Annotated in this window: 18 protein-coding genes; 12 read left to right on the top strand and 6 right to left on the bottom strand. The window is 67.1% G+C overall.

Annotated elements, in window-relative coordinates:
- Nucleotides 1–60: 60 nt before the first annotated feature.
- Entirely contained in the window at nt 61–1,029 is a 969-nt protein-coding gene (locus ACH436_RS06390; RefSeq protein WP_430559360.1) for an epimerase, read from the bottom strand.
- A gap of 2 nt (nt 1,030–1,031) precedes the next feature.
- Nucleotides 1,032–1,676, bottom strand: coding sequence for a TetR/AcrR family transcriptional regulator (locus ACH436_RS06395; RefSeq protein ID WP_430559361.1), 645 nt, complete (start codon nt 1,674–1,676; stop codon nt 1,032–1,034).
- A gap of 80 nt (nt 1,677–1,756) precedes the next feature.
- Here ACH436_RS06395 and ACH436_RS06400 point away from each other — a divergent pair, with 80 nt between their 5' ends.
- Nucleotides 1,757–2,206: a hypothetical protein gene (locus ACH436_RS06400; RefSeq protein ID WP_430559362.1), complete on the top strand. Its 450-nt coding sequence runs from the start codon at nt 1,757–1,759 to the stop codon at nt 2,204–2,206.
- 648 nt (nt 2,207–2,854) lie between these two features.
- On the opposite strand, the gene ACH436_RS06405 is transcribed toward ACH436_RS06400, so the two are convergent.
- From ACH436_RS06405 to ACH436_RS06415, 3 genes are all read right to left on the bottom strand, one after another.
- Entirely contained in the window at nt 2,855–3,220 is a 366-nt protein-coding gene (locus ACH436_RS06405; protein ID WP_430559363.1) for a hypothetical protein, read from the bottom strand.
- 266 nt (nt 3,221–3,486) lie between these two features.
- Entirely contained in the window at nt 3,487–4,515 is a 1,029-nt protein-coding gene (locus tag ACH436_RS06410) for a hypothetical protein (protein ID WP_430559364.1), read from the bottom strand.
- A gap of 249 nt (nt 4,516–4,764) precedes the next feature.
- Nucleotides 4,765–6,051 carry a hypothetical protein gene (locus ACH436_RS06415; protein WP_430559365.1) on the bottom strand — a complete coding sequence of 429 codons (1,287 nt, stop codon included), beginning with the start codon at nt 6,049–6,051 and terminating at the stop codon, nt 4,765–4,767.
- 245 nt (nt 6,052–6,296) lie between these two features.
- On the opposite strand from ACH436_RS06415, the gene ACH436_RS06420 reads away from it, so the two are divergent.
- From ACH436_RS06420 to ACH436_RS06465, 10 genes are all read left to right on the top strand, one after another.
- Entirely contained in the window at nt 6,297–6,575 is a 279-nt protein-coding gene (locus ACH436_RS06420; RefSeq protein WP_430559366.1) for a hypothetical protein, read from the top strand.
- A gap of 294 nt (nt 6,576–6,869) precedes the next feature.
- Complete coding sequence (locus tag ACH436_RS06425; RefSeq protein WP_430559367.1) at nt 6,870–7,097, top strand: hypothetical protein; 228 nt, start codon at nt 6,870–6,872, stop codon at nt 7,095–7,097.
- A gap of 2 nt (nt 7,098–7,099) precedes the next feature.
- Nucleotides 7,100–7,549, top strand: coding sequence for a hypothetical protein (locus tag ACH436_RS06430; protein WP_430559368.1), 450 nt, complete (start codon nt 7,100–7,102; stop codon nt 7,547–7,549).
- On the top strand, nt 7,549–10,257 hold the full coding sequence (locus ACH436_RS06435) for an ATP-binding protein (protein ID WP_430559369.1): 2,709 nt from the start codon (nt 7,549–7,551) through the stop codon (nt 10,255–10,257). The genes ACH436_RS06430 and ACH436_RS06435 overlap by 1 nt, the downstream gene beginning before the upstream one ends.
- The gene (locus ACH436_RS06440; protein ID WP_430559370.1) at nt 10,254–12,434 is read left to right on the top strand and encodes a hypothetical protein; all 2,181 of its coding nucleotides are present in this window, start codon (nt 10,254–10,256) and stop codon (nt 12,432–12,434) included. The genes ACH436_RS06435 and ACH436_RS06440 overlap by 4 nt, the downstream gene beginning before the upstream one ends.
- Entirely contained in the window at nt 12,434–13,033 is a 600-nt protein-coding gene (locus ACH436_RS06445) for a hypothetical protein (protein ID WP_430559371.1), read from the top strand. The genes ACH436_RS06440 and ACH436_RS06445 overlap by 1 nt, the downstream gene beginning before the upstream one ends.
- Before the next feature lie 16 nt (nt 13,034–13,049).
- On the top strand, nt 13,050–14,369 hold the full coding sequence (locus ACH436_RS06450) for a M23 family metallopeptidase (RefSeq protein WP_430559372.1): 1,320 nt from the start codon (nt 13,050–13,052) through the stop codon (nt 14,367–14,369).
- Nucleotides 14,369–15,034 (top strand): hypothetical protein, encoded by a 666-nt coding sequence (locus tag ACH436_RS06455; protein WP_430559373.1) that lies wholly within the window; start codon nt 14,369–14,371, stop codon nt 15,032–15,034. Before ACH436_RS06450 ends, ACH436_RS06455 begins: the two co-directional genes overlap by 1 nt.
- Nucleotides 15,035–15,043: 9 nt before the next feature.
- A complete protein-coding gene (locus ACH436_RS06460) occupies nt 15,044–15,379 on the top strand; it encodes a hypothetical protein (RefSeq protein ID WP_430559374.1) in 336 nt (111 codons plus the stop codon).
- A 67-nt stretch (nt 15,380–15,446) separates the two neighbouring features.
- Nucleotides 15,447–16,025: an HD domain-containing protein gene (locus ACH436_RS06465; protein ID WP_430559375.1), complete on the top strand. Its 579-nt coding sequence runs from the start codon at nt 15,447–15,449 to the stop codon at nt 16,023–16,025.
- On the opposite strand, the gene ACH436_RS06470 is transcribed toward ACH436_RS06465, so the two are convergent.
- Entirely contained in the window at nt 15,975–16,445 is a 471-nt protein-coding gene (locus ACH436_RS06470) for an NUDIX hydrolase (RefSeq protein ID WP_430559376.1), read from the bottom strand. The genes ACH436_RS06465 and ACH436_RS06470 overlap by 51 nt on opposite strands.
- A gap of 224 nt (nt 16,446–16,669) precedes the next feature.
- On the opposite strand from ACH436_RS06470, the gene ACH436_RS06475 reads away from it, so the two are divergent.
- On the top strand, nt 16,670–19,858 hold the full coding sequence (locus ACH436_RS06475) for a DNRLRE domain-containing protein (RefSeq protein ID WP_430559377.1): 3,189 nt from the start codon (nt 16,670–16,672) through the stop codon (nt 19,856–19,858).
- Nucleotides 19,859–19,886: the final 28 nt, after the last annotated feature.

Below are 19,886 nucleotides of genomic sequence, written 5' to 3' on the forward strand. Positions count from 1 at the left end.
AGGGCTGCCGAGGCCGACGGTGCCACAGTTCCGCGCTGCTGGCGACCCTCCGCGGGGGCGTCAGTGGCGCCGGACGGCGTCGTCGATCGCGGGCCCCATCTCCGGCCAGGCGAAGTCGAAACCGGCGGCGGTCAGTCGCTCCGGGAGCACCCAGCGGCTCTTGAGCACCAGCTCGGACTCGTTGCGGAGCGCCCACAGCGCCGGCTCGAGCAGCCAGCGCGGGGTGGGGATGCCCACCGGCATGCCGACCGCACGGCGCAGCTCGGCCATGAGGGTGCGGTTGTCGCTCGGGTGCGGTGCGGACAGGTTGACCGGTCCGGCGAGCTCGTCGTGCGACTCGAGGAACCGGATCGCGGCGAGCACGTCGTCGACGTGGATCCACGAGAACTTCTGCCGGCCGCCCGAGCGGTGGACCGGCACCGGGCCGCCGGACGGCTCGTTGCCGATGCCGCGGTAGCGGCGGTGCGGGAACCACCAGCCGTCGTGCTGCGGCCCGCCCACGCCGAGCCGCGCGATCCGGGCCAGCAGGTCGGACGCCGGCCCGCCGAGCACGATCGCCATGCGCAGCGCCACCCGGCGCGTTCCGGGCAGGTCGCCGGCGAACAGCTCGCGCTCCCAGCTGCGGGCGACGTCCACGGAGAAGCCCGTGCCGAGCTCGCCGTCGGACTCGGTCTGCGGGCGGTCCGCCGCGTACCGGTAGATGGTGGCGGTGCTGGCGTTGAGCCACAGCCGCGGCGGGGTCGCGGCGGCCTCGACGGCCTGGCGCAGCGCCCGCGTGGTCTCGACGCGCGAGCGCAGGATCTCGTCGCGGTTCGCCTCGGTGTACCGGCAGCCGACGCTCTTGCCCGCGAGGTTCACGACCAGCTCGGCGCCGTCGACGGCGGCGGCCAGCGCGGCGGCGTCCCCCCAGCGAGCGTCGGGGCCCGTGCGTCCCACGCGCACGACGCCGTACCCGCGCTCCGCCAGGTCGGCCACCAGCCGGTCACCGATGAAGCCGTTCCAGCCGGCGACCACCGCACGTCCGCGCATCGTCATCCCTTCCGTGCCTGCTTGAGGAGCGCCCGCGCGGCCGCCGGCCAGACCCGCGACCGCTGGTCGCGCGCCGCGAGGAGGAGCAGCGCGACCTGGTCGAGCACGCCGTCGACGTCGGGCTCGCCGTAGTGGGCCTGCATGGCGACGCCGTCGCCGATCGAGATCAGCACCTCGGCCATGGCGCGCGGCCGGACCCAGGACTGGATGTAGCCGTCGGCCTGCATCTGCGCCATGAGGGTGGCGAGGTAGTCCACGAGCTCGGCGTGCAGGTCGCGCAGGGCGGCCGCCAGAGTCGGGTTCGACGATGCCGCCGCCACCGCGCTCGCGTAGGCGGCCAGGTCGTCGCGGGCGACGACGAACGTGCCGCCGATGGTGCGGAGCGCGGCGAACAGGCGCTCCGCCGGGTCGCCGTCGGTGTCGAGGGCCGCGCGGACGGGCGCGATCCGCTCGGTCACGAGGCCGGTCAGGGCCTGCGCGACCAGCTCGTCCTTGGACCCGAAGTGGTAGGTGATGGCCTGCAGGTTCACCCCGGCGGCGCGGGTGATCTCCCGCGAGGTCAGCCCGGCGGTCCCGTGGGCGCGCAGGGCGGCGACGGTGGCGTCGAGCAGGCGCCTGCGGGTGGCCTCGGCGCGGTCGTGGGTCACGGTCGCCAGGGTAGACCTGTTGCCAGTCATACGTGTGTATGGTTTGTTGGCCATGTCGCCGACGGAGGGGCGAGGGGACCATGGGCCGAGCCGGGTGGTGGAACACGAAGCGGGCCTGGCAGGTCGTCGCGCTCGGGCTGGTCGTGGTGGGCTCGACCTACCTGCTCACCGCACCGATCTACGAGGCCCAGTCCGCGTGCTCCGGGGGCGGATCCGTCTCGCCCTCTGGCGAGCTCTCGGAGTGGAGCACCTGCGACCCTCCGACGTCGCTGCTCGCCGCCCGGGCCTGGTCGTACGTCGCGTGGGTCGCCGCGCCGATCCCACTCGCCGTGCTGCCGATGCTCGTTCGTGGCCGGGCGTGGACGGTGCTGTCGGTGCTCTCGGCGGTCTGCCTCGTGGTCTACGTCGTCCTCGGAGGGTTCTCGATCGGCCTCGTCTTCGCTCCCGGAGCGCTGTGCGCGGTGGTCGGGGCGGCCATGCGGCGACCGCGGCCCGGCGCGAGCTCCCGGACAGAGCGAGAGGCCCTCTGATCAGCGTTTCCGCTGTTCAGAGGGCCTCTCGGCTGGTCGGGGTGACAGGATTTGAACCTGCGACCTCTTCGTCCCGAAGGCAATCCGACACCACGCGTCGCCCTCGGTTCGCTGTGGTTCTGTGGGTTGTCGTTCGCCGGAGTCCGCCGGTAGTCGCGGCAGTAAGCCCCCAGTAGCGCCCCCAGCGCGACGACTCGTGCAGGTGGGGACACTGGAAGGCGCTGAACCGATAGCGGAGCACGGGAGGCTGACGGAGGTCCGGGTCAGGGGTGGCCGCAGGTCATCGCGTGCGACGCCGAAGGCGCCCTTGACGCGGGCCGGAGGCAGCCGGATGCTCGGCGGTCGGTGCGGTGCCGGATGGTGAGTTGGCCTCGGGAGCACCTCGAGGTCGCCTTTGTCATGTGGGGGGGGGCCGGACGGGTGGGGTGCGCGGAGCGAGCCTGCGAGCGGAGCGCGGGGCCCCGCCCGGTAGGCCGACCCGCGCGGCGGAGCCGCGCGCTTGAGTCAGTAAGGAAAGTTCTCACGCGGCGTGCTGGACGCCTGTGTCCTGTCTCGGGACCTGCCTGACGCATCTGTCTCAGGACATGCTTGACGCCTGGCTGCGGATCGGGCCTGCGTCGCATCGGACGAGCTGGTGACGTTCGAGAGTCAGGCCGCCCCAACGCCCCACTCGTCCATTGCCTTCGCGCGTTCGGCCCCCACGAGCCACCGAACCCGCAGCATCCGCTCCTGCTCGGGGTGCTCCGCGTCACCAGAGTTCTCGTAGAAGCCGTACGAACCGTTCCTCAGTTCATCAAGCCACCCGGAAGGCGATTCGGCCCACCCAGCCTCGCTGACCACCTTGTCAGGGTCGGGTGCGTCGGCAGCGTTCAGCCAGAGAGTCTCGATGAACTCAACATGCTCCACGCCGCGCGCCCATCTGGTCCACCAGAGGAACCCGCCGGTCCGGGTCCACCTCGGCTCGACTCGGAAGACGACGAACCCGGTCGTCGAGTCATCGAAGACCTGGGCCACGCTGCCTCGGAAGATGTCGAGACTGGGATCGCGATCGAACGCGCTCCTGTCGGGTCGCCAGGGCATCACGCGCCTCCCTTTCGATGAGGTGCATCGGCTAGCGCCACGCTGGGTCGAAGCATCAGTCGCCAAGCCAGGGCAGTCAAGCATGTCCTGAGACAGATGTGTCAAGCAGGTCCCGCGTCAAGGCATGACACATTGCGCATGTTCCGCTTGATGGTTCACGCGCCGGCGTCATTTGTCGGGGTGACTCGTCGTTGGTGCGGCTACGGGTTGCCAAGTGCCGCTGAGGCTCGTGGACTAAAGTGCCAAGCCGCGCCGACCGGCCAGACGGCGCCGATGGACCGGTCCTTTTCGAGGTACATCAACCATTCGGCGGGTAAGGGCTTTTCGCTAAGAAAGATCAGTTCCGCCTCTGGCATGCCAACCTTGAAGTATCGATATTCGTAGAGCTGGCTGACGGCTTGACGGATCGCATCGGCCCAGGAATTGCCGACTGTCTTTGCCTCGAAGATCACGGGCGGATCGAGCAGCCCGAGGTCGATCGCGGCGTTTTTCCCAGGTTCGAATCCATGCCGAATGAGCCAAGAAGCGAAGTTGTTAACGAGCGTTTCGTGGCGTCGTGTTGAAGTTCGCTTCGCTTTCGCGATCTCAACGACGTAGTCCGTGTCGGCCTTGGGCTTAAACGGGTCAAGGAACGCGACGCCCGGAGGGGTTTGGGTTGGCGCTTCATCGAGTGGCTCCTCGCCCTGACCGATTGGCGTCGTCTCGGAGCCGCCATTGGATTCAGGAAAGAGGACTTGAAGGAAAGCCTGGGGCAGCTTCGTGAAGTAGTTTGACATGGGCCGGAACTGCGTACGGTCCGTTGTGAACTGGAAGGGCAAGTAGAGAGGCCCGCTGTATGACTGACGGAACTTGTCGCGGAGGTCGTACAGCTCATCGGCGTGAGATCGGAACGCGTCAAGATTCACCGCGCCGTCGATGGGCTCGAAGTTCTTCAGCGCGACCCTGTACGAGTGGTCGTGGGCGCGATGCTCGGCATCGCGTGCTGCGACGCTGCGGCCCACGATTCGCTGCTCCCGAGCGCTGTAGTGATACACGACCTCGCCGGCGCGGACGCTCGCGAGCAGCTCGTACCAGGGATCCACTCCGCCATTCTCGTTCCGGTCGGGCGACCAGAGGTCAATCCCGATACCGGCCCTCCGGCGAATCTCCATCCAGTACCGCTCATCGGGATTTCCGGCCCACCAGTAATCCTGGGCCGGGCTAACGGTGGTCATCTGCGTCGCGCTCACGGGGGCATCGGGCGATCAAGGGAACCTGCAATCTGCTCGTGGTGATGAATGAGGCTGTCGTCGTAGACTGCGCGCCCGACACCAGCGTGGACGGTCGCTCAGGCAAGGCGTATCGCGCCGAAGGCCAACGCTGCGGACCTTCGCCATGCGGCAACGCTAGCGCCGCGTGCGTGCGCAGCGCCAGTAATTGGCGGCACGTTCAACCCAGCCGAGCCGGTGTGTACCGGGCCCGCACCTGATCGCAACACATTAGGGACGAAGCGCGCGGGCACTGCGCGCGACGATGACACGTTGGGCCACCAACTTAGCAAGCTCGATCTCGGGATTTAGCCACTGCACCTCATCGCTCGAGGGGAGGAGTAGCTCGGGCTCAGCCCGTGACTCACCACCGTCTGACTTGGTGTGTACGATTCGGCATCGCAACGCATAAATGCGGTCGGCGATCTGGTGGCGCAGGTCCTGGTCGGACCCCATCTGGATCTTGCTCAGTCCCGGGATGTGCTGCTTGTTTGCACAGAAGTGGTCTCTGACCTCCTGGCTGGAACTAATAAAATTCGTGAGAAGTTCACCGTCAATGCATCCCTCAATTGTTGCTCGAAGTTGTCCCCGCTCAGACGGGCCGCCTCGGCTGGACGGCCTCGCTAGAGATATCAGGCGCCGTAGGTATGCGTCGTCAAGTCGGTTGAATCCCGGGTCCATTAGCTCGGTCTTTATCGAGGCGATGGTGGCCTGTTCCGAGAAGTACGGGAAGAAGAACTCCATCGCCTGGTAGTATGCGAGAAATTCGAGAAGAGGGAGCCCGCGCGCGCTCCGCCCGTAGCGATAAAGTTCAAGGGCCTCCTGTGGATAAACATTTTGCGGATACTCTGGAGGCGCCGGGTGCCTTCGTTCCTCTGCCACGAGGCGCCGCGTGCGTAGACGCTGGAGTTGGAGCGCGACACCGTAGCGGACGTCGAGATCGAAGAAGAATGCGCCTGAGAGAGATTCGAGAGTCGCGATCGACTCTGCTGAGTTCATGGCAGCATTCGCCGGGAGCTTAAGGGTGAAGCGTCTATATGGGAATAAGGCCCGCATGGTTGGACTCGGTGCTGACAATTCGAGCCAATTTTCCCCCTCCTCGACGCGAATCGATGCGTCCTGAAGGGGCTCCTCGGCAGAGTCAAACTGATCCGCGGCTGAGGACTGATTGCTATTCCGCGGAAGGCCGCGGATACGCCTGGAAAGTGTCGAGATGGGAAATTGCTGCGAGGTGACGAATGCCTCTATCGTCTGGTTCTCTGGGCTCGCGATCGCGGCATAGTCGCCGAGGAATCTGATTTCCTCAAAGTTGGTGGCAAGAAGAGCATTGACTTGTTCGGTGCCTAGGTAAAGCTCGCGGGTTTCGCGGCCTCGAGGAAATTCCACCAGAAGTCCGTCGCCCAAGATTTCGATCTCATCACCGTCGCGCTTATAGCCGATCCCTGCGGCGTCGGCTCGTCGGATGAATTCCGCTACCGAAGAGGAGGGTCCGGATTGCTCAGGGAGCTCAGTTGGCATGGTGATCGGATTCCTTACGATATTAAGGTTCGGGGCTTCTTGTTGCGCTGATGTGTTGAGCGTGTCGGGTCGGACTCACTCCGATTTCGGAGCGCCACAGCGATCCCGCCCCTCGGGGTTAATGCGGTCTCAGCATGGCACCTTGTGCAGGTGCGGTGATGCACGCCGGTGGGTGAAATGTTGATCGGGGATATGGATAGTTGGGGCTGTGCAGCGTGTTGCACGTTCGGGGGTATGGTCGAGCCATGGTCGCTGAAAGTCGCACACCGTACGGCCTTCACCGGGACCTTGCTCGCAAGGCGATCGCTCGCCAGAAGGAGGCCGCCGAGCTCGAGCGCGAAGCTCGGGCCGTCCGCGACGCCGAGGTGCTGGCCATGCTCGCGACGCCAGGCGCCTCGCTCGGGGCCGTGGCTGCCGACGTCGGGCTCTCGAAGAGCATGGTCGCCTACATTGACCGCACTGCCCGCGCGAACTTCGACAACGCGGAGAAGGCTCGCGCCTACCTCGAGCAGCACGACGCGTAACCAAGAGTTCACCTTCGAGCACATCACCTCCGGCGCGTCGCCACTGCGCTCCGTCGCCCGCGGCTAACACTGGAGGCGCCGGGGTGCGCATCGCAGCGCGTGCGAAGCGCGGTCGACAGCCCCGCGGGACGACCCTAGATCGGCTCTGCGCCGAACCGCTCGTGGCCATCGACCACGAGCTGGCTCCCTGACAACACCCTCGCGACGAATCTCCGAACCGCTTCCTAGCAACTGTCGGCCCGTGCGTGTAGCGTGTAATGCGTTGCACGATCCAGCATCGAAGGAGACTCCATCATGTTTGGTACCGGCGGCATCGCTCAGTGGATCCAGGACAACGTGGTTCCGCTCATCCTGATCGTCATCGCGATCGGCGTCCTGTGGGCCGGCAACGCCGGCAACATCTCGAAGGCCGTGACCAAGGTCGGCGTGACCCTCGTCGGAGTGGCGTTCCTGGCGATGGTCGTGACCGGCTCGTTCGACGAGGTCGGGCAGTGGCTCCTCGGGCTCTTCCAGACGGCCTGATCATGCGACTCCCGGACGACGACGAGATCTACGACGTCGACCAGACGTACCTTGGCCCGCCGGGGTACTACATCGGTCGCCTGCGCTATCGGATGATCGCAGTCACACCGGTGATGGTCCTGCTCGGGCTGGCCTTCTTGCTCAAGACCGGCATCGGGTTCACACTCCTGTCCGTCGCGCTGACCGTCCTCGTTGCCTTGCGGCTGTCGCAGTGGATCGTCGACAGGACGACGCACGAACGACCGATCGGCGTGCTGGTCGCCACGTTCTGGCACGAGCTCACCGCCACCCGCATGCCGGTGCGGGGGCAGCGGGGCCGCCAGCCCGCAGCATTCCGCCGTCGAGCAACGTCCATCGGCGCTGACCACCGGCTGATGACGGGACGACGGCGGTGGCGGTCGTACGCGAACCGGCATGCCGCCGCCCGCGCGGCTGGGCGCGAGGGGGAATGATGCAGCTCAACCTCAGGTCTCTTCTTGGTCGCCGCAAGCCTGACGACGACGAAGACGACGACGTCGCGATCACCTACGACCCGGTCGAGGAGCACGTCGAGACCGCCCGCCCGACCAAGCCGGCGAAGGGCCGGGGCCGGTACCCGGATACGCCGAAGATGATCAGCGCCATGAAGTGGGCCCTGTCGCGGGTGGCCAACAACGTCACGTTCTCGGACAAGCGCATGGTCGCCTGGTACCTGCTCGACCCGCAGCGGTGGAGCTTCCGCACCGTGGCGGACGGCGAGGCGCTGATCGAGGCGCACGCGTCGCAGATCGCCGAGCTGGTCGGGCGCACGGTCTACTGCCGTATCACTACCCGCCCCTACCCGGTCCAGACCTGGGCACAGGCTGCATGGCAGAACTCGCCGAGCCCGAGCGAGGGCTTCGAAGCCATCCTCGTGCGCGACCAGCAGCAGCTCGCGTCCCGGATGCAGTCGGACAAGCTCGTGTACTTCGGGGTCGACCTCGGTTCTCGGTCGTCGGCCGTCGACCTGACCGCGCGAGTCCTGCCCGACATCGCCCGCCGAGAGCTCGCGGCGGTGCAGCATCGCCTGGACGAGGTCGACGAGATCATGGCGGGCGCCGGCGTCGACGCGATCCCCGCGGTCGGCAACGACATGGCGTGGTTGCTGGCTCGGTCGTTCGCGCTTGGTTGCCCGGCTCCGAACCAGGACACCATCGAGGAGACGCACTGGTCGAAGGAAGACCTCCACGAGTTCACGGGCTCGACGTTCTGGAGCGCTGAGCCCTTGGCGCAGTCAGTGCGCATCGACACCACGATGGGGGAGCAGCCGATCACGCGGTGCGTCGTCGTCCTGACCGTCGGACGCATGGGGGAGCTGCACATCCCCGAGGTCGACGAGCCGTGGATCGCCAAGACTGACAAGCTGCCCTTCCCGGTGGAGTGGTCCTTCCGTGTCGACGTGCGCTCGCCGGACGAGACGTCGAAGGAGATGAACAAGCTCTCCGACCGCGTCCTCGCGCAGCGTGACCACTACCTCGAGGACCACGGCAAGCAGCCTCCGCGCCAGCTCGCCAGGCAGTCCGAACGGGCCTCCGCTGTCGAGGACGAACAGCGCTCCGGCTTCGATGGCCTGGCGACCCGGACCCGTGGCTGGTATCGGATCGCCGTCGCCGCGCCGACCCAGGAAGAGGCGCTGGCGCGGGCCAAGGTGGTGCAGAAGGTCTACAAGCCGGCGATCAAGATCGAGCGCGAGCTCGACCAGTTCCGCCTCGCGCGCGAGTTCGTGCCGATGGAGCCGCTCGCCAACAGCGGACACACCAGGCACCTGCCGATCCTCAAGCTCGCGGCAGGCGTCCCCGCCGCCACGGCGGAAGTCGGCGACAAGCGTGGCGTCCTCATCGGCTACACGAGCGGCTTCGCGGAGCGGCCGGTTACCTGGGATCCCTGGTACGGGCCCGAGGTCGTCGAGGGCTCCGGCCTGGTGCCGATCGTAGGCGGGCTGGGCGCGGGCAAGAGCTTCTTCGCCGGGGGCATCGTCTACAAGACCGGTGCTCAAGGTGTGCCCTGGACCGTCCTCGATCCCTCCGGCCGGCTCGGATCCCTCGCGGAGCTTCCCGAGTTCCGGGTCGTCGCGACGGCGATCAATCTGTTGGAGTCCGAGCCTGGAGCGCTGAATCCCTATGCGCTCGTTCCGGAGCCGCAGGAGGCGTGGTTCCGCGACGAGCCGGACCCGGAGCAGGCGCTCGCCCTGGCGAAGTCCGCCGCCAAGGCGCAGCGGCGCGACCTGGTGACCGACACGCTGCGTTGGTGCCTTCCCGCCGAGGACCAGGACGACAAGGCAGCCATGTCGATCCTGCGTGACGCCGTGGCACGCGCGGAGGCATTGCCGTACTCCACCGCGCACGGCGTCCTCATGGCACTCCAACACCACGACGACGGCGAGCTAGCGGCGCGGATCCAGCGCAGGCTGCGGGAGGCGTCTGAGCGGGAGATCTCGCGCCTGTTCTTCGCTTCGCCGTCAGGCGGCAACCACGGGGACGCGCTGAGCAGCCGCCGCATGACGTTCTTCAGCCTCAAGGGCCTCGCGCAGATCGACGAGAACAAGCCCAAAGGTGAGTGGTCGTACGACGAGCTGATGAGCCGACCCGTGATGTCGCTGGCTGCGTGGTCCGCGCTGCGGTCGGTCTACCGGGCCGACTTCCACGAGCGCAAGGGCATGTTCCTCGACGAGGTCCACGAGATCACCGCGGTCTCGACGGGCCGGACCCTCGTGCAGAAGGTCGCCACCGACACGCGCAAGCACGACATCGCGGCCCTGGTCTCGACCCAGAACGCGGCGAACGTCATCGGCCAGAACATCAACAACTTCGTCGGCGCCGCCTTCGTGGGCAAGACGACAGACGAGGAGGCGCAGGAGCACAACTGCCGGCTGCTTGGCCTGCCCACGGGCGTCGGCTACGAGGCGGAGTTCTCGAAGCTCTCGCGGCGGTCACGTCGCTCGGAGACGACGGGCGCTCCACGCGAGTTCATCTTCCGTGACGGCATGGGCGGGGAGGACGGCAAGGGCGGCGTCGAGAAGATCCGCGTCGACTACTCCAACCATGAACGGCTCACCGCGGCGCTGAACACCACCGCGGACCCGACCAAGCGCCGAGCCCTCGAGCTCGTCGACCAGGGGAGCGCCGAGGAAGGCGCAGCATGATCCGCCGGGCCGTCGTCGTCGCCCTGCTCGCCCTCGGCCTTCTGGGCGCTGGGCCAGCGTTGGGTGCTGCCGCCGCACCCGGGGGGACGACGGTGGTCTCGGCCGCGGGTGGGGTCGCAGCGAAGGCGTGCGCGTCTGCTCCCGAGCCGGCGTCGCCGTTGGCCGGGCTACCGGGCAAGCTCTACGGCAAGCCGGCCACGGCGAGCAACGCCGACCCGTTCACCAATCAGGACGTCAAGCTGGCGGACGTCTACGGCTACTCGTACCGCTGGGCGAACTACGACAACGGCTGCGTCCCCGGCTCGGACGTGCTCCCGAACGCGCAGACAGGCATGGCGAACTTCCTTCTGTCCAGCAGCGCGTCTGTCTCGGCGTTCACGCACAACCTGTTCAGCCTGGTGGTGACGCCCGACTTCTTGGCACCGCTCGACGACGTCCTGACGAGTGCGACCTCCGCGGTCAAGGGCGGGTTCTGGGACCCGTGGGTCACGGTGATCCTCATCCTCGTCACGGTGGGAGTCCTGGTCACGGCGATGCGCGCCGACGTGTCCTCGACGGTCACGACCGTCGGTTGGGCGCTGCTGGTCCTCGTTGGGGCGACCTACGTCATGAGCTATCCGGTGTCGTCGGCACGGGCCGTCGACGAGCTGGTGCAGCAGACGATCACGACGTCGGCTCGCGGAGTGGGTGTGGCGAACGAGACCTACGGCCCGCCGGTCCCGGGGAACGAAGGCAAGGAGAGCCCGAACGAGGCTCAGGCCGCGCTGGACGACATGTTCGACACGATCAACCGCGACCTGTTCTACGACGCCTGGCTCGAAGGCACGCTCGGATCCAACGACAGCGCGGTTGCTCGCGAGCACGGGCCGAACCTGTTCCGAGCCTCGCACCTGACTTGGAGCGAGGCCGAGACGGTGAAGAACGACCCCGACGCCGGCCAGGCGATCGTCGATGCCAAGAAGGAGCTGTGGGTCAAGACCGCTGCCGCCGTCGAGCGCGAGGACTCCGGCGCCTATCAGCAGCTCACGGGGAACAACGGCCGGTGGGACGCCGCCGGAACGGTCGTGCTCAGGGTCGCCGTGATGATGCCCTTCCTGGCGGTCGCCGCGGTCTTCATCGTCGTCGCATACGTGGCCACGCGCGTGTTCGTCCCGCTCGCGCCTGCGTTCGGCGTTCTTGGGCTGCTGTACGTCACCCAGGACTGGGTGATCGGGGTGCTCAAGCAGGTGGGCCGACTCATCATCCTCGGGCCGGCGTTCTTCGTCGCGGCTCTGGCGAACCTCCTGCTAGCCACAGCCGTACTCGACTCCGACCTGGCGTTCGGCCTCAAGCTCGTCATCGTGGCCGCAGTGCCGTTCATCCTGTTCAAGCTGCTGCGTCCTGGGCGCGCAGTTCCGGGCTCTAGGGCAGCACGGCGCATGGCTCGGTCGGGGATGGGGACGCTGCTCAACGCGTTCGTCACCCGTCAGGCGGTCCGGGGCGGTGTCGAGGACTCGAAGAAGAGCGACGGCGAGCAGACCGACGAGAAGAAGCATGGGCGCGAGCCCAGCGTCTACCGCCATGGCTACGCCAAGAGCGCTCCGGTAGCAGTTGGGAGCACCAGGGCGCTGCCCGCCGGGAACGGACCGCCGCGGGAGCTCGGCCCCGGTCGGCAGTCCGCCTCGGGGCGGGAGCTGCCTGAGGCACCGGGCGTGACGAATCGAGGTCGGCATCGAGATCGGACGAACGAGATCCCTGGGGCTCGGCCGGCCGATCGCCGAACACTGTCTCGTCGCACCCGCGGGGAACTGGCAGCGGGTGCCAGCGCTGCTGCCATCGCCGGGACTGCGGCGAGCAACTCCGCGTCGGGATCACATGAAGCGTCCGCGCCTGAGCTGGGTGCCGTCGACACGCAGACCACGGCGGCGGGAACGTCAATCATCGGTTCCGTTCGCGAGAATCCGGTCGCCGAGTGGCGCAAGTCTTCGCCAACCCGTCCAGACGATGCCGACGTCGACCTGTCCGGGCCGGTCGACAAGAACGCCCCGCGCGGTGAGGTCATCGGCGGCTCGACCACCCTGCCGGCCGGCGTCGTCGAGGCGGGCACGACCTACGACTCAGAAGGCAATGCCGTCTTCGAGATCTGGCGTCCACCGACCACGGCGGACGCGAACGACGAGCGGGAGGAGTACCGCTGATGTGGGAGATGCTTGCTCCGATCGTCCGCTGGCCCCTCTACTCGCCCCTGCGATTCGTCGGGGTCGTGGTGATCGCTCTGGTGGCCGTGTTCTTCGCCGGGGAGATCAACGACGAGGAAGGCGCGTCATCCGCCGCCGTCGTTCAGTCGGCCTCGCCCGAGTCCGTCGACGGCTTACTCTCCTCGGCCCCTACCCCTGACGAGACCTCGAGCTCGAGCATGGCGACGGGCGATGCGGCGTCTGTCGGAGCGTCTGACGACCTGAGTGCCGACCCGGCCGCCGATGATCCCGCCGCAGCCGCTGCCGACGTTGCCGCCGCTTTCGTGGCCGCCTGGGCCCGGCCAAACCTCGACAGCGACACGTGGGCCAGTAACGTCCGCCCACTCGCGACGTCGGACCTCTGGTCCACCGCTCTGAGCATGACCGACCCGGCGAGTACGCCCGAAGTCACCGTGCGTGGGGAACCTCGCCAGGTCGCGATCAACGCCGAGGAGGCAGTCTTCGACGTCCCGACGACGGGCGACTGGGTCCGCGTTCGCGTCGTCCCCAGCCCGGACGACGCGACCTGGCTCGTCTCCCGTGTCGAGCCCGTGAGCTGAGGATGGTGAGGACCCGATGGAAGCCGCCATCGCCGCGCTCGTCCTGTGGGCCAAGACCCAGGCGATCGGCTGGCTGGCCCGCAACTGGGGCAAGCTCGTCGCGGCTGGTCTCGCCCTTGTCGGCGTCGCAACCTTCCTGGCGGTGACCGCGGTGAGCCTGGTCTCGAGCAACGGACAGGTCACCGAAGCAGCGAACGCCTGCACCGAGCTGGGGTACGCCGTCGATCAGGCTGCGTACCAGCCGCCGCCGCTCGACCGGGCCCCGAGCATCCCTGCGGGTGGTTCGGTCCCCGGCTTCGGCCCCGGCGACGACGCCAAGATTGCCAGCGCCCAGGTGATCATCGCGGCCGGTGCTGCGGCCGGCGTCGGACGGCGAGGCATGATCGTCGCGATCGCTACCGCGCTACAGGAGTCTGGGCTCGAGAACGTCGACTACGGCGATCGCGACTCCCTCGGCCTGTTCCAGCAGCGTCCGTCGCAGGGGTGGGGGCGCGAGAAGCAAGTTCGCGACCCGAAGTTTGCTGCCCTCGCCTTCTTCGGTGGCCGGACGTCGCCGCACTTCGACGCCAAGTCGGGGAGAGCATCGCCCGGTGGACTCCTCGAAGTGTCGGGCTGGGCCGACCTGCCGATTACCGTCGCCGCGCAGAGCGTTCAGCGTTCTGCTTTCCCGAGCGCGTATGCCAAGCACGAAGAGCGCGCCATCGTGATCGTCGACGCCCTCGCGGGCGACGCGGCCTCGACGGCACCGATCGCCACGGCATCCTCGGAGGGCGACCAGACGAGCGACAGCCAGCAAGCCGTCGTGTCGGCTGCCGACTACCGTGCGAGCGGCGTCGACATCGACAGCTTCTGCTCGAGCGAATTCGAGCTGGCGTCGGCCAAGAGCCCGGTCGCAGCGGCGTCGGGTCAGCTCATCCCGACAGGGGAGTGGACAGCGCCGATCCACTCGAAGGTCACCTCGCCGTTCGGCACGCGATTCCACCCGATCTACCACGAGGCGCGGCTGCATGCCGGCACCGACTTTCACGCCGTCGTCGGGACGCCGATCGCCTCGCCAACGACGGGGGTGGTCGAGTCGGTGGGATGGAGCTCGGGCGGAGGGCTGAACGTGGCCATCGAGCACGCCGGTGGCGTGACGACGCGCCACCTGCACCTGTCCGAGGCGCTCGTGAAGCCGGGTGAGGAGGTCCAGGGAGGGCAGACCATCGCCCTGTCCGGCGACAGTGGTGTCGGCACGGGCGCGCACTACCACTTCGAGGTGCACGTCGACGGAGAGCCCGTCGACCCGGAGTCCTTCATGCGCCAGCACGGAGTCAACCTGCGAGCCTGGTCATGATGGACGCCGAGTTCTTCGCGTTCGAGGACATGACGTGGCAGACGGTGCCTCCACCGTCCCGCCACCCGATCCCGGCTGCGTTCGTGCGTGACCTCGATGTCGGGTCCGAACTGACGATCGGTATCCCGGGCCGCTACTTCATCGACGGCCAGATCCTGCTGCGAACGGAACGGTCGAGCGTCGAGTTCCCCGACGACGGCGAGCTGCACGAGGCGCTGGCCGTCTGTGCGCCGATGCACTACTGGACCTGGCGGGTCGCGCCGAGCCGAAACCCGGTGATGCAGTGGTGGCCGATCGAGCACGCGTGGCTCTACCGGGATGCGCTGCCTGCGGAGAGGTCGGGGCGCTCGGTGACTGACGAGCCCACGACGGAGGCGCCGTCGTGGTTGGACCGCGTGCGTGCCGACCTGAAGCAGCCTCCGGTGCTCAAGCCGATCGGCGCCAGGGAGGCCGGCGCCCTCACTGGGCGGACACTGCGCTCCCGCAACGCGGAGGGGGAGTGGTTCTGGTTCGTCGGCGTCTCCGAGCCGCTCGACGTCGACGGCGACTTCTGCGTCCGCGCCGTCCCGCAGTCCCACTGGTGGCTCCACCAGGTGGGCTACTACCCGGAGCTGCAGGACAAGGTCCGGACGATCCCGCTGCATCGTCTGTTCGCCTACGTCTAGGGGGGAGCCGTGAGCAACGACCGTCAAGGTGAAGGTGAGATTCAGCAGGTCTTCTACTGGGTCCTCGCCCTCGTGAGCCTCGTCGCAATCAGGCAGCTGTGGACCGCGAAGCTGCGGCCCTGGTTCGAGCAGGTATGGGGCGAGATCCAGTCAGGTGAGGTCGCTGATCTGCCGGTGGTCGGCCGGCTCGACCAGGCGGACGTCGTCGGTGTTGGCGTCCTCGTTGTGCTACTTCTCGCCATATTCGTCGTGGTTGCCTCCGCCTTCAGGAAGCGGCGTCGGATGGCCCACAGTTCGGCCACCAAGCGGCGATCTGCGGCGCGCTCCGGCACCCATTGGCGCTGATCGGACCTCGAAACTGACTGTCGGGGACGAACTAGGCGATGTGGCCGGGCAGGGGCACGATGGGACCATGTGGAGCGCAGAGGTAGCGCCGAAACTGGCGTCCGAGTATCTGTCGGTTCTCGGCCGTCGCTGGGACCACGTCCAGGCTGTAGGGCGACTTGCTGAGGGCCTCGCGGCAGCCGGCACGGTCTCGCCTGACGTGGTTGCGGCGGCTTGGTTGCATGACCTGGGATACGCCGAGGAGCTCTCGACGACAGGTTTGCACCCGCTCGATGGAGCGACCTTTCTCATGACCGAGGGCGTTCCAGCGGAGATCGTGGCCCTCGTCGCCCACCACACGGGTGCCGACTATGAGGCAGTCGAGCGCGGGCTGAGTGGGCGTCTCGCGGAGCTGCCTGTGCCAGATCTGGACGAGCTCGACGTGCTCACCCTGTTGGACCTCGTCACCGCACCGGACGGGACCGCGACCGACCCAGAGACCAGGGTCGCGGAGATCCTGAGCAGGTATCCGACATTTAGTCCGGTTCATCGCGCAGTCGCCCGCTCGCGGGACTCTCTCCTTGTGTCCGCCAGGCGCGCGCGCGAGCGACTCGGGCTAGCCGATGAATGGCCCGCTGGACCTGCTGAGAGCGTGCTCAAGTCGTAGCCGCATCGACGGGTGCAGGTCCAGGTCCGCGATCTGCTCAGGCGTGAGCCACTCGACCTCATCGCTCTCGGAGCTCGTCTGTCGCTCACCACCAGTGAGTCGCGCGCGGAACGCGATCGAGAACTGCTGGCGTACCTCACCGTCGTCGTACTGCATGACGTGTTTCGGGTTGGTGTAGGTCCCGGTGATCGCTTCGACCTCGACGTCGTAGCCCGTCTCTTCCTTGACCTCGCGGATCACGGTGTCGGCGATGCTCTCGCCCAGCTCGTGACCGCCACCGGGGAGGGCCCACCTGTCGTTGTCGGTCTTGTGGATCATCAGTACGCGTCCCAGGTCGTCCTGGACGATCGCGACAACTGAGGGCACCACGGCGTTGATCGCGGGAGCGTTGGGGTCATCGATGTAGTCGATGCGGGCCATGTCCTCCAGCCTACGGGGGCTTCTCCGCTGGGGTGCGCGATGACGGGGACACCGCGCCTTCGACTGCTCAAGGGACCATGCGAGCCGCGCTGTCAGTCGCGGCTCGCAAGATTTCACCCGCGCCGATTATTGCGCTTTTAGCACTTTAGGGCTACGAACCAAACCGCTTCTAGGTGACGTTTTGATAACGAATCGTGAGAGCGCTTGCCGAGGTTCCAGGTTCCGTGGAGATTTCTGCCAGTTGTTTTGGCAAACGAATCGAGGTTGGCGTGACGCGCAGTGCGGTGCGGGTACGGACGCTTGGCTGCGGGCTGGCGTTGTCGCTGGTCTTGGTCTCAAATCTAGTGCCGGCGTCGGCAGACCCTGTGGAGAGTGCCGGGGGCCTTGCAGGTGCGCAGGTGGACTGTGTGTCCGAGGCGGAGACGGTCGACGAGGCCGCGGAGGTCTCCGTTGCGTGCGATCAGGAAACGCTGGTTGCGGCCGAGTTGACGGAGTGGTCGACCTCCTACGTCACCGCGTCGGGAGACCTCCAGGTCGACTACACGGCGACGGCGGTGCGTCAGGACTCTGACGGTGACGGCCAGTGGGGTGCCGTGGACGTCGCGGTCTCGGACGTGCCGACGACGGATGTCGTGGATGGTGTGCCTGCGGGGATGCATGCGGTGACTGGTGGGGTGGAACCGATCTGGCTGAACCCGGGTGGTGAGGAGGGCGCATCTCTTCCGCTGGCGGTCATGGGGGGCAGTAGCGAGCGGGTCACGATGTACTCGCAGTCGCTCCCGGTCACTGGTCCGGTGACGATCGAGGACGAGCGTGTCTCGTACGACTTGGGTGGCGGCGTGACGATGGTCGTCACGGTCAACGCCGAGGGGTCGATGGTGACGCCCGTGGTGCGTGTCGAGGACGAGGCCGCCCTGGAGTATCTGCGCAATGACCTTTTGTCCGCCGGTGCCGTCGCGCCCACGGCGCTGCGGTTGTCCTTCCCCTTGGATGTCTCGGTCGGTCTCCGGGTGGCGCCTACTGAGGTCGGGTTTCAGGTCAGGGATGCCGATGGTCAGGCGGTTTTCGAGTCCGGACCAGTACAGATGTGGGACTCCTCCGCCGATGTTTTGAACTGGGACAAAGTTGGTCCTGGGGGCGGCGATACCGCAATGGCGCGCGCGGCGAGTGGGGACGCGGAGACTGGCGGTGCTCCCGCCGGCGAGGGTGTGGCCGCGGATCGGCTGGCGGCACCGGTTGTGGGTGACGCAGTGCACCTGATGGATGTGTCCGTTGCCGATGACGTAGTGACTGTCGCCCCGGACCCGCAAGTGCTGGCCGATCCCGAACTTGAGTACCCGTTGCATCTGGACCCCAGCATCGGGTCGAGTGCACCGGCTCGATGGGCGACGGTGCGCTCAAGGTGGGCGTCAAGCACCTATTGGAAGCCGAGCGGGTCGCAGGCGGTGGGCTTCTGTGATGTCTCTCGGGCCGCCGAGTGCGGGGGAGACACCACCGACCGACTGTTCTGGCACTTCCGATTGCTGCGGCAGGGCTCCGACGGGGTGTACCTCGAGGACCTGAAGGGGTCGGACATCAAGGACGCGACGTTCAGCGTCTACGGCGCTCACTCGTGGGATTGCTCCGCCCGGGATGTCGACGTATATGGCACCTACGAGCTGGTGGAGACGGTCTCGTGGAATGACCAGCCCGGGTGGCGGTCCCTTCAGGACACCCAGGCAGTTTCGCACAAGGCTGACTGCGACAACCGCAGGTACATCAAGTTTGACGTGACCACACGCGTGCAGACTGCAGCTAACGCCGACGTGTCGAACATTTCGCTGGGCATGCGGGCTGGCAGCGAGAGCTCAATGACGTGGTGGAAGCGGTACGACTCAAGCACGGCGAAGCTGAGTATCATTTTCGACCGGCCGCCGCTTCCTCCGACCAGCTCATACACAAACATCACGGGGGCCGATGTCCCCAAGACGACTTGTCCGACCTCGTATGCCGCTCGGGTGATCGTGGATACCGCCCGGCCGATCCTGCGTGCCCGCGGCACAGAGCCGGATGGCACCTCGCAGGTACGGCTGCGCTTCCGCGTCCTGGAACACTCGAGCGGTGCTGCGATCTGGTACTCGACGTGGACGACCGCGGCCAGCGCGAGCACATCGGGCCAGCGGACCGTCACCGAGAGCCTGCAGTCCAGCAAGGCCTACCGGTGGCAGGTTCAGGTCAGTTCGACGGACTCGGTCACGGGCAAGGCGTTGACCACGGAGTGGGGAGACTCTCCGACCTGCTACTTCGGCGTTGACACGACGTACCCGAACCCGCCGACGGTGACGAGCTCGAACTATCCGTCGCGCCAGGTGGCCGGGGCCGTGGGCACAGCGATCAAGCTCAGCTTTGGTGCGAACGGGTCCTCTGACGTCGAGAAGTTCGAGTACGCGTACAACAACACGAGCTACAAGCCCGTCGCTGCCTCGAACGGGGCCGCGTCCGTGACGATTCCTGTCACTCGCGCCGGCCTGAACTATGTCTTGGTGCGCTCCAGGGACCGCGTGAACCTGGTGTCCGATGTGACCCGGTACGAGTTCTACGTCGGTTTCCCCTTCGCGGACGGACATTGGCAGTTCAACGACACCGGCTGGCAGAACGGAGGGCTCACGAGTGCCGCCAACACCGTTGCAGGCGCCAAGACGGGGCCGTTGACGTTGTCGGGTGGGGTGACGTGGGAGCCCAGCCGCTCGCCCGGATACGGCGATCCCGTGGTGCCGAACGGGGCGCTCCACTTCCCGGCGACCGGTACCGGTGTGGCCCGCGCGGCCGCTGCCGCCGTGGACGGCTCAGAGTCGTTCACCGTGACGGCCGTGCTCAATGCGGACGACGTGAGCCATTCGTCGGCCGCTGTGTCGCAGGAGCCAACTCCTGGCGCCACGACCGCGGATGGGAACGTGTACTCCAGCTTCCACCTCGGGCTCAGCGCGAGCGCTGACTGCCCTACCGAGGACGTGGCTCCGTGCTGGGCCTTCTGGCACGTGCTGTCCGAGGACGACGGCCCGGACAATGCCATCGCGCGAAGCGTCATCCCGGCCGTTGCTGGCCAATGGGTGCGTGTAGTCGGCGTGTACCGCTTCCAGGACGGTGCCAAGGCTGGAGACGGTAAGAACTCCACGCTTCAGGTCTTCGCATGCTCCCTGGACGCTTGGCCAGAAGATCCGCAGGCCAGCACCCAGGTCAAGATCGCTGACACCGACCCGGACTGGAAGCCATGGACTGCGGCTGGCCCGCTGCGCCTTGGCTCGGGTATCGACCATAACGGGAACCCGAAGTGGCCCTTCGAAGGCGCAATTGACGAGGTCCGCGTTTACAAGGGCCAAGTGATCGACGCTGCGGACATGACGCGGCTGTGCAGCGAAGCTCCGATCTCGTGACACGTGCCCAGGGCGGAGTCGCCCGCAA

Origin of the sequence: Isoptericola sp. NPDC019693 (assembly GCF_044389085.1) — a bacterium.
In the GTDB taxonomy this organism is placed as follows: domain Bacteria; phylum Actinomycetota; class Actinomycetes; order Actinomycetales; family Cellulomonadaceae; genus Isoptericola.

Excerpts from the sequence above, each read along its gene's own strand:
- ACH436_RS06440 (WP_430559370.1), top strand. The coding sequence starts at position 10,254 with ATGATCCGCCGGGCCGTCGTCGTCGCCCTGCTCGCCCTCGGCCTTCTG.
- ACH436_RS06415 (WP_430559365.1), bottom strand. The coding sequence starts at position 6,051 with ATGCCAACTGAGCTCCCTGAGCAATCCGGACCCTCCTCTTCGGTAGCG.
- ACH436_RS06455 (WP_430559373.1), top strand. The coding sequence starts at position 14,369 with ATGGACGCCGAGTTCTTCGCGTTCGAGGACATGACGTGGCAGACGGTG.
- ACH436_RS06430 (WP_430559368.1), top strand. The coding sequence starts at position 7,100 with ATGCGACTCCCGGACGACGACGAGATCTACGACGTCGACCAGACGTAC.
- ACH436_RS06400 (WP_430559362.1), top strand. The coding sequence starts at position 1,757 with ATGGGCCGAGCCGGGTGGTGGAACACGAAGCGGGCCTGGCAGGTCGTC.
- ACH436_RS06435 (WP_430559369.1), top strand. The coding sequence starts at position 7,549 with ATGCAGCTCAACCTCAGGTCTCTTCTTGGTCGCCGCAAGCCTGACGAC.
- ACH436_RS06420 (WP_430559366.1), top strand. The coding sequence starts at position 6,297 with ATGGTCGCTGAAAGTCGCACACCGTACGGCCTTCACCGGGACCTTGCT.
- ACH436_RS06465 (WP_430559375.1), top strand. The coding sequence starts at position 15,447 with ATGTGGAGCGCAGAGGTAGCGCCGAAACTGGCGTCCGAGTATCTGTCG.
- ACH436_RS06450 (WP_430559372.1), top strand. The coding sequence starts at position 13,050 with ATGGAAGCCGCCATCGCCGCGCTCGTCCTGTGGGCCAAGACCCAGGCG.
- ACH436_RS06425 (WP_430559367.1), top strand. The coding sequence starts at position 6,870 with ATGTTTGGTACCGGCGGCATCGCTCAGTGGATCCAGGACAACGTGGTT.
- ACH436_RS06390 (WP_430559360.1), bottom strand. The coding sequence starts at position 1,029 with ATGCGCGGACGTGCGGTGGTCGCCGGCTGGAACGGCTTCATCGGTGAC.
- ACH436_RS06470 (WP_430559376.1), bottom strand. The coding sequence starts at position 16,445 with ATGGCCCGCATCGACTACATCGATGACCCCAACGCTCCCGCGATCAAC.
- ACH436_RS06445 (WP_430559371.1), top strand. The coding sequence starts at position 12,434 with ATGTGGGAGATGCTTGCTCCGATCGTCCGCTGGCCCCTCTACTCGCCC.